Origin of the sequence: Streptomyces sp. YGL11-2, from assembly GCF_050054615.1 — a bacterium.
In the GTDB taxonomy this organism is placed as follows: domain Bacteria; phylum Actinomycetota; class Actinomycetes; order Streptomycetales; family Streptomycetaceae; genus Streptomyces.
Map to the genome: position 1 here is coordinate 25,425 of NZ_JBNHIN010000076.1, position 7,598 is coordinate 33,022.

5 protein-coding genes are annotated in these 7,598 nt (G+C 66.9%); 2 read left to right on the top strand and 3 right to left on the bottom strand.

Translation table 11 applies throughout. The features are described 5' to 3' along the window. Nucleotides 1-681: 681 nt before the first annotated feature. From ACO1BR_RS40515 to ACO1BR_RS40525, 3 genes are all read right to left on the bottom strand, one after another. Nucleotides 682-1,020 (bottom strand): winged helix-turn-helix domain-containing protein, encoded by a 339-nt coding sequence (locus ACO1BR_RS40515; protein ID WP_426800114.1) that lies wholly within the window; start codon nucleotides 1,018-1,020, stop codon nucleotides 682-684. Then, a complete protein-coding gene (locus tag ACO1BR_RS40520) occupies nucleotides 1,017-1,526 on the bottom strand; it encodes a hypothetical protein (protein WP_426800115.1) in 510 nt (169 codons plus the stop codon). Before ACO1BR_RS40520 ends, ACO1BR_RS40515 begins: the two co-directional genes overlap by 4 nt. A gap of 136 nt (nucleotides 1,527-1,662) precedes the next feature. Next, nucleotides 1,663-1,785 (bottom strand): hypothetical protein, encoded by a 123-nt coding sequence (locus ACO1BR_RS40525; RefSeq protein ID WP_426800116.1) that lies wholly within the window; start codon nucleotides 1,783-1,785, stop codon nucleotides 1,663-1,665. Nucleotides 1,786-3,259: 1,474 nt separating this feature from the next. Here ACO1BR_RS40525 and ACO1BR_RS40530 point away from each other — a divergent pair. Next, nucleotides 3,260-3,607 (top strand): CU044_2847 family protein, encoded by a 348-nt coding sequence (locus tag ACO1BR_RS40530; protein WP_426800117.1) that lies wholly within the window; start codon nucleotides 3,260-3,262, stop codon nucleotides 3,605-3,607. Continuing rightward, complete coding sequence (locus tag ACO1BR_RS40535) at nucleotides 3,591-7,508, top strand: trypsin-like peptidase domain-containing protein (RefSeq protein ID WP_426800118.1); 3,918 nt, start codon at nucleotides 3,591-3,593, stop codon at nucleotides 7,506-7,508. Before ACO1BR_RS40530 ends, ACO1BR_RS40535 begins: the two co-directional genes overlap by 17 nt. Nucleotides 7,509-7,598: the final 90 nt, after the last annotated feature.

The following is a 7,598-nucleotide window of genomic DNA, read 5'->3' on the forward strand; positions in this document are numbered from 1 at the left end:
GGCGGCCGGTGGCCCGGCCGCCGACGTGCGGCGGAACCGGAACCCGGTCTTCCCGCCTGGCAGATCCAGGTTTCCCAGCTGAAGTCGTCTAAAGCGGCATATGCGCGATGACTTGGGGATATTAAGGTTGCTCCCGCGCATAGCGCCGCCGCCGCGAGCCTCGCCCGCACACCGGTGGCGCCCTCCCCTGGAGACGCCGCCTACGGACCGGAGCCCACGCACCGTACGAGGAGCCATCCCGCCCGGCCCTCGGGGAGCGGTGGTGCGGAGTGCAAGGGGGAGTGAGGCCGGACACGAGCGCCGGGCCCGTACTCCGCCAGCTGCTCGGTTTCGGCCACAGGAGGAGGCAATGCCGCGGGTATCCGTTTGGCGAGCGCCGCCGCGACCAGGCTGGCTGCCGTCATGGGCATCGAGTCGAGCCTCGGGCGTGATCACGATCCTGCGTTCATCCGAGCACCCGCGGCACGACTAGGGACCGTGCACGGCGAGTCGGGTGGCACGGCCGGTGTGGCAATGACTTCTGCATCATCCCCGGGGACCGTTCGACGTCGACGGCCAAGGCCGCGCGGACTACCTGATCGCCTGAGCTCTCGCCCCGGCAAGAACCGTCAAGACAAGCCCGGGTTCTATGGCCGAGGCCCGTGCTCGGCGCGTCTGCTGACACCACATCCGCGACTGCGTTCACTCCGGCGACTCAGAGCCGCTTCGACCGTCGCTTGAAGCGTGTTGTGCCGACCGGGTTGCGATGTCCTGCAGAGCCTTGAGGTGGGCCTGTAGGGCGAGGTGGCCTGCGGTGCTCAGATTCAGCCAGGTACGAGGGACCCTGCCCACGTGCCCCTTTTTCACCTCGACGTAGCCTTTTTTACTTAACGTGCTGACCTGCTTGGACAATGCTGAATCCGACAGGTCCAGCGAGTCACGGACGAACTTGAACTCGGGCCACCGCGCCGCTGCCAGCAGCGCCACGATCGACAGCCGAGTGGGGTCCAGCAGCAGCTGGTCGAGCTCAGGAGACGTCACGATCGTGCGCCGCCCTGACTGAGCCGCTTGAGACGTTCGAGGTTGGAGGGGAGCATCGTCGCCACTCCCACGACGAGTCCGAGCAGCAAGTGCCAGCCCGGTACGTAGGACAAGAGCGCGACACTTCCCACGGAAATGACGCCCACGACGCTTACGACGATGAGTAGTCCGATCCAAGGAGAGCGCTGCTCCGACTGCCCTGCCGGCACGAGCCCTTGGGGGCGCAATCCGGGCGGGAGTCCGAGCAGGCTGCGCCCCACCCGGGTGGACTGGCCGGCGAGAAGCGACAAGGTCAACCCGGCGAGTGCGCCGTACCACCATGTCCTCCCCTCTTCCAGGTGGAGCAGTGGCAAGAGGTCGGGTGTCGCCAGGACCAGGAACAGATGGATGCCCCAGACCGTGGAGAACCATCGAGGTCGGCGTTGCGCGTCTATCGCCTGGTTGCGGCGCCGCTGGACTTCTTCCAGGGCGCGGGCTGCTTGCTCAGCATCGGGTTCAAGGGACATGTGGATGCTCCTGGGAGTCGCGGCCGGGCACGAGTACTTGCCTGAGTAGAAAATACTCACTCTTTTCCGCCTAGGCAAGTACTTGCCTAGGCCCCATCAAGCACGGGAAGGTGCTGGACGGCCTCGGTCGTGCTGCCTACTCCGCACCCGGCATTCGCCCCACCCGCGCCTCGTGCAGCGTCAGCAGCGGCAGGCGCTCCTCGTCGCAGTCGACCACGCTGCCGATCAGCGTCTGGAGTCGTTCATCGTTGTCACTCATGATCGGCACAACTGGGCTCGCTTCAGCCCGATCACGGCATAGTCGGCGCTGGCTGAGCAGAGCATGAGTGAGGGGCCTGAGCCGGTCGGCTCAGGCCCCTTCAGCCCCAACCGCGGGGATGGAAGCGAAGGACACATCACGCCAATGAACCACCGGTGACGACGGTTACGTGCGAGATCTGCTACGTCTGCTTCGGGCCGGCGCCGCTCGACAGTGAGGTTCACCGGTTCGTCGGTGTCCGTGCGCTCCAAGACCGCGTGGTAGNACATCACGCCAATGAACCACCGGTGACGACGGTTACGTGCGAGATCTGCTACGTCTGCTTCGGGCCGGCGCCGCTCGACAGTGAGGTTCACCGGTTCGTCGGTGTCCGTGCGCTCCAAGACCGCGTGGTAGCCGGAGATGGCAGGCCGGGCGATGTTGCCCCACGTCTGCACGTGAGCGTCTGGCCGACGAGTAGACGAGTCGGGTCGACTGCCCGGCCGCAGCGACTGCAGCGGCCGGCATGACGACAGGGGAGCGGGTTCGGGTCTGTCCGGCCGGCGCTGCGCGGGGTTGCTTGGAGGGGGTCTTGAGTTCCGAGGTGAACAGCGCGCCGTAGGCGGCGGTGCAGTTGTCGTGCCGCGACGTCAGGGCACATCCCTCGGCGGAGTCGACGGCCGGCCACCCCACCGACTACCCCGCATACAACTGCCCGCCAGCAGCACAGGTCCCCCCTGGCTGTAGTCGCCAGCAGCCCTTGCAGTTCGGCGCTGGGCCACGCCGGGCGTTGACCTTCACCTTGGGGCAGGTCACAGCATCAGCGGCATGAGGTTTCACCTGCACCTGTTCCGCTATTGCAAACTCGTCCGAGAAGCCGACGAATACCGACGCACCCGGGAAGCGTGCAACAGCAGACCGGATTCCAGCGACGCCGCGTCCGGCAAGCCACTGCTCCTTCGCCTGCGTGTGCTGGCCTGGTGGCGGTCGGCCGGTAGGCGGTCCGCTCGGCCGCTTCCTTAGCCTCGATCCCCCGAGTAATTGCCAGCCCAGGGTTTGGACATGAAGACGCTGATGCCCTCTGACCTGGGATGATGGGACTTCCTACGGTTCCATATCCACAGAGCAAGAGAGCACCCGCGAGATGCAATCTTCCCATGTCGCTTCGGCGGTCTGTGCTGCGTTCGATCCCTTGCGCGGTCTCGATCACCTCCGAGACGACCGGCCCGCAGGGTGGCGGCGTATCTGCCCGCCCGCGCACAACCCGCCTTGCTTTCGCTGTCGTCTAACTGGTCGTTCATTCGTGCGGCCTACTGCAGGATGCGGCATATGCCAGATTTGATGATGCTGACTGAGTCCCCTGAGCAGGCCGATCGCGGGGCCGTCGATTGCATCGGCTGGTACGCAAGACGACATCGCCATGCCGCGTGTGGCCTTTCAGCGGCCTCGCCCTTGGCCGGCGCTGGCGACGAGAGCGACACGAGGAGGAGGAGTTTTGGCGGCTCTGGCTCGGATTCCGTTGGATGGCGGGGGCTGCGTTTTGATCGAGGCTCCGGCTGTGTCGGAGGGGCCGGTGAAGGCCGGTCGCGTCAGCGATGCCATTCACGATCTACCGGGGAATCTGCAAGGGGCTCTGGAGCCAGTCACTGCGGCGGCACGGGCCACACTCGAGCAACTGCGCAAGGCCGGCCCTGACAAGATCGCGGTCGAGTTCGGTGTCGACCTCGCGGTCGAGGCAGGGGCTGTGATCACCAAGAGCAGTGCCAATTGCCACTTGAAGGTATCCGTGGTGTGGATGAGGAATCGCCTCGACTATCCGGACACAGATGAGAGTTTGGACTGATCCTGTGGATATCGCTGGCAGAGGCCCGGGCGGTGACCATGCGTCGGGTCTGCTCTCCGCCGTGGGGCAGATCCTTGGGCCGGATGGTGAGGTGGTCGGGGCGGGTTTCCTGCTCTCCGAGGACGTTCTGGTCACCTGTGCTCATGTCGTACGTGGGGCGGGATCCGGGCCCGGTGAGAGGGTGCAGGTGGCTTTCCCCCACGTGGATGGCGCGCCCCGGATTGAGGGACACGTCGTGGAGGGGGCGTGGCGTGCCCCCGAGGATGAAGACGTGGCCATCGTTGGCCTGGGCCGTACCTCGGCGGGGATGGGGGGTTTGCCGTTGGGCTCTGCGGCAGGTTGCCGGGGTCATCAGGTGCGCTCGTTCGGGTTTCCCGCCCAGGCTCCGCCTGGGGGGCACTTCGGCTTCGGGGTGGCCGGTGATTTGCTGCCGGCCACCGAGAGCAGAGGTATGTATCTGCAGCTGACTGCCGCCAACGACCTGACCACCGGGTTCAGCGGCGGGCCGGTTGTCGACGAGGCGACGGGCCTGGTCATCGGCATGCTCACCGAGATCACCGCCCCGGACGAGTACGAAAGAGGGCAGGGCATCGCCTATGTCGCACCTACGCAGGTACTGCGGGAGGTCTGGCCCGGGTTGGTCGAGCAGGAGGTGTGCCCCTACCGCGGACTGGAGCCGTTCACCGCAGAGCAGGCCCACTGGTTCGAAGGCCGGAAGGACGCGGTGCGGCAGGTGCTGGCGAACCTGGGCGAGCAGCAGCGGCTGACGCTGCTGCTGGGGCCCTCCGGTTCGGGTAAGTCATCCTTGGTCGAAGCCGGTGTCCTGCCTGCGCTGGCTGCGGGTGAGCTGCCGGGCGGCGACCGGTGGTTGCCTGTGCTCGCCCGCCCCAGGCAGGACCTGCTGGCCGAACTCGAGCGCGCTGGACTACCCGGGGCCACCACCGATGGGATCGCCGCGGCAGTCGCCCGCAAACTCGCGGCCGAACCGTTCTATCAGCGCATCGTGCTGATCATCGACCAGTTCGAGGAGCTCCTCACCCAGCCCACCACCGGCCCGCAACGAGAACGCCGCTTGGCCGCCACCGACCAGCTCACCACAGCGGTCAACTCGCACACCGAGGTCAGTGTAATCCTGATCATGCGCGACGACTTCTACCCCCAACTGGCGACCCTAGCCCGGATGTTGGAGGCGGCGATCCCGGGTCTCCTCAACGTGCCAAGTGACCTGAGCCAGCGCGACCTGCACGACATCATCACCCTGCCCGCCCACGACGTGGGACTCCACTTCGAGCACGGACTGCCTGAGCGGATCATCAGCGACGTCCTGGCCACCACCCCCGAGGGTGCCACTGCCGGCCAGGCACCGGTCACCGTGCTGCCCCTGCTGGAGCTGACACTCAGCCAGCTGTGGCAGCGGCGCCAGGACGGATATCTCACCCACGACGCGTACCGGCGCATTGGCGGAGTCACCGGCAGCCTGACCACCTGGTGCGACACCGCCCTCAATCAGCTTGCCCCCGATCACCGCCCCATCGCACAGCGGATCCTGACCTCCCTGGTACGTCCTGCTGACCCCCGCCACCACATTCCCGCCATCCGCAAGCAGGCCCCCCTGCAAGAACTGCGCGACCTGGCAGCGGATCCCGACGCAGTACCCGACGGCGGCAAAGCTGTCGACGAGGTTCTGGCCGCCCTCACTCGCCATCGCATCATCTCCACCCACACGCCCCGCCTTCCCGGACGCCCCAACGCCCCTGCCGGACAGCCGGTGGCCGAACTGATCCATGACGCACTCATCCGGGACTGGGGCACTCTGCGTGAGTGGGTCAGCCAAGACCACCGTTTCCAGGAATGGCTCGACCGCACCGGTGAACGGCGCGCGCGCTGGGCTGAAGAAGCCGATACCGGGGACCTGCTCGGGGGAACAGCACTTGCCGAGGGCGTTGAATGGTCACAGCAACGCCGTCTACCGGGCGACATTGCAGACTTCCTCACCGCGAGCCAGCAGCACCAACAGGCCGTCATCCGGCGTAGCAGACGGCTCAACAGGATCCTGGCCACCGTGCTTGCCTTCGCGCTCGTCGCCGTGGGAGTAGCCCTCTGGGAATGGCGGACAGCCGTCGCCCAACGTCAAGCAGCCTTGTCACGTCAGCTTGCCGCCCAGTCCAACACGCTCATGGGCACAAATCCCGATCTCGCCTCGCTGCTGGCCATCCAGGCATACCGCACCAGTCCCACTCCCGAATCCGTCGAAAGCCTGGATAACGTTGCGGCCCTCCCGCTGCGGCGGCACTTGTCTGGCCACACCGACGAGGTGTGGTCGGTGGCGTTCAGTCCCGACGGGCGGACCCTCGCCACCGGCAGCGCCGACAAGACGGCGCGGCTGTGGGACATGACCACCGGCAGGACGCGTGCAACCCTCACCGGCCACACCGGCACGGTGCAGTCAGTGGCGTTCAGTCCCGACGGGCGGACCCTCGCCACCGGCAGCGCCGACAAAACAGTGCGCCTATGGGATGCGGCCACCGGCAAGAACCGAGCCACCCTGACCGGCCACACGGCTGCGGTGACCTCGGTGGCGTTCAGTCCCGACGGGCGGACCCTCGCCACCGGCAGCGACGACAAAACAGCGCGGCTATGGGACGTAGCCACAGGGAACAACCGCACCACCCTCACCGGCCACACCGACCCGGTGACCGCGGTGGCCTTCAGTCCCGACGGACATACCCTCGCCACCGCCAGTGAAGACGAAACAGCGCGGCTGTGGGACGCGGCTACCGGCAAGAACCGCGCCATCCTGACCGGCCACACCGACACCGTGCAGTCAGTGGCATTCAGCCCCGATGGGCACACCCTCGCCACCGGCAGCCACGACCACACGGTGCGCTTGTGGGACGCCACCGGCAAGAACCGAGCCACCCTGACCGGCCACACGGCTGCGGTGACCTCGGTGGCGTTCAGTCCCGACGGACACACCCTCGCCACAGGCAGCGCCGACAAGACAGCGCGGATCTGGGACGCGGCCACCGGCAAGAGCCTCGCCACCCTCACCGGCCACACAGACACGGTGACCTCAGTGGCGTTCAGCCCTGACGGACGTACCCTCGCCACCGCCAGCCTCGATCACACGGCGCGGCTGTGGGACGTGGCCACCGGCAAGAGCCTCGCCACCCTCACCGGCCACACCAGCGAGGTGTGGTCGGTGGCCTTCAGTCCCGACGGACGCACCCTCGCCACCAGCAGTGTCGACACGACGGCGCGGTTGTGGGATGTGGCCACCGGTAGGACACGTGCAACCCTAAGTGGCCCCGATACGGTGACCTCGGTGGCGTTCAGCCCCGACGGACACACCCTCGCCACCGGCAGCGCCGACGACGTCGTGCAGTTGTGGGATGTGGCCACCGGCAAGAGTCGCGCCGCCCTGACCGGGCACACCGATACGGTGCAGTCGGTGGCGTTCAGTCCCGACGGACACACCCTCGCCACCGCCAGCTTCGACCACACGGCGCGGTTGTGGAATGTGGCCACCGGCAAGAGCCTCGCCACCCTGACTGGGCACACCGACAAGGTGCAGTCAGTGGCCTTCAGTCCCGACGGGCGCACCCTCGCGACCGGCAGCGACGACAAGACCGCGCGGTTGTGGGATGTGGCCACCGGCCGGACCCGCGCCATCTTGCCCGGCCACACGGGCGGGTTGGCATCGGTGGTGTTCAGTCCCGATGGACACACCCTCGCCACCGCCAGCGACGACAGCACCGTGCGCTTGTGGGATGTCATTCTCCCCAAACCTGCCGCCGCCATCCACAAGATCTGTCAGGCAGTCAACCGTGACCTCACCCCGGAGGAACGGGCAGCGTACCTGCCAGGCCAATCAGTCAGGCCCGTATGCCCATCAAGCTGATGCAGCATCAACTTACTGATCGTTTCAGAATGAGTTCCCTGTGGTGGTTGATAGTTGAGGGGGCATCGGGCAGGGTCTGCGGGGTGTCAG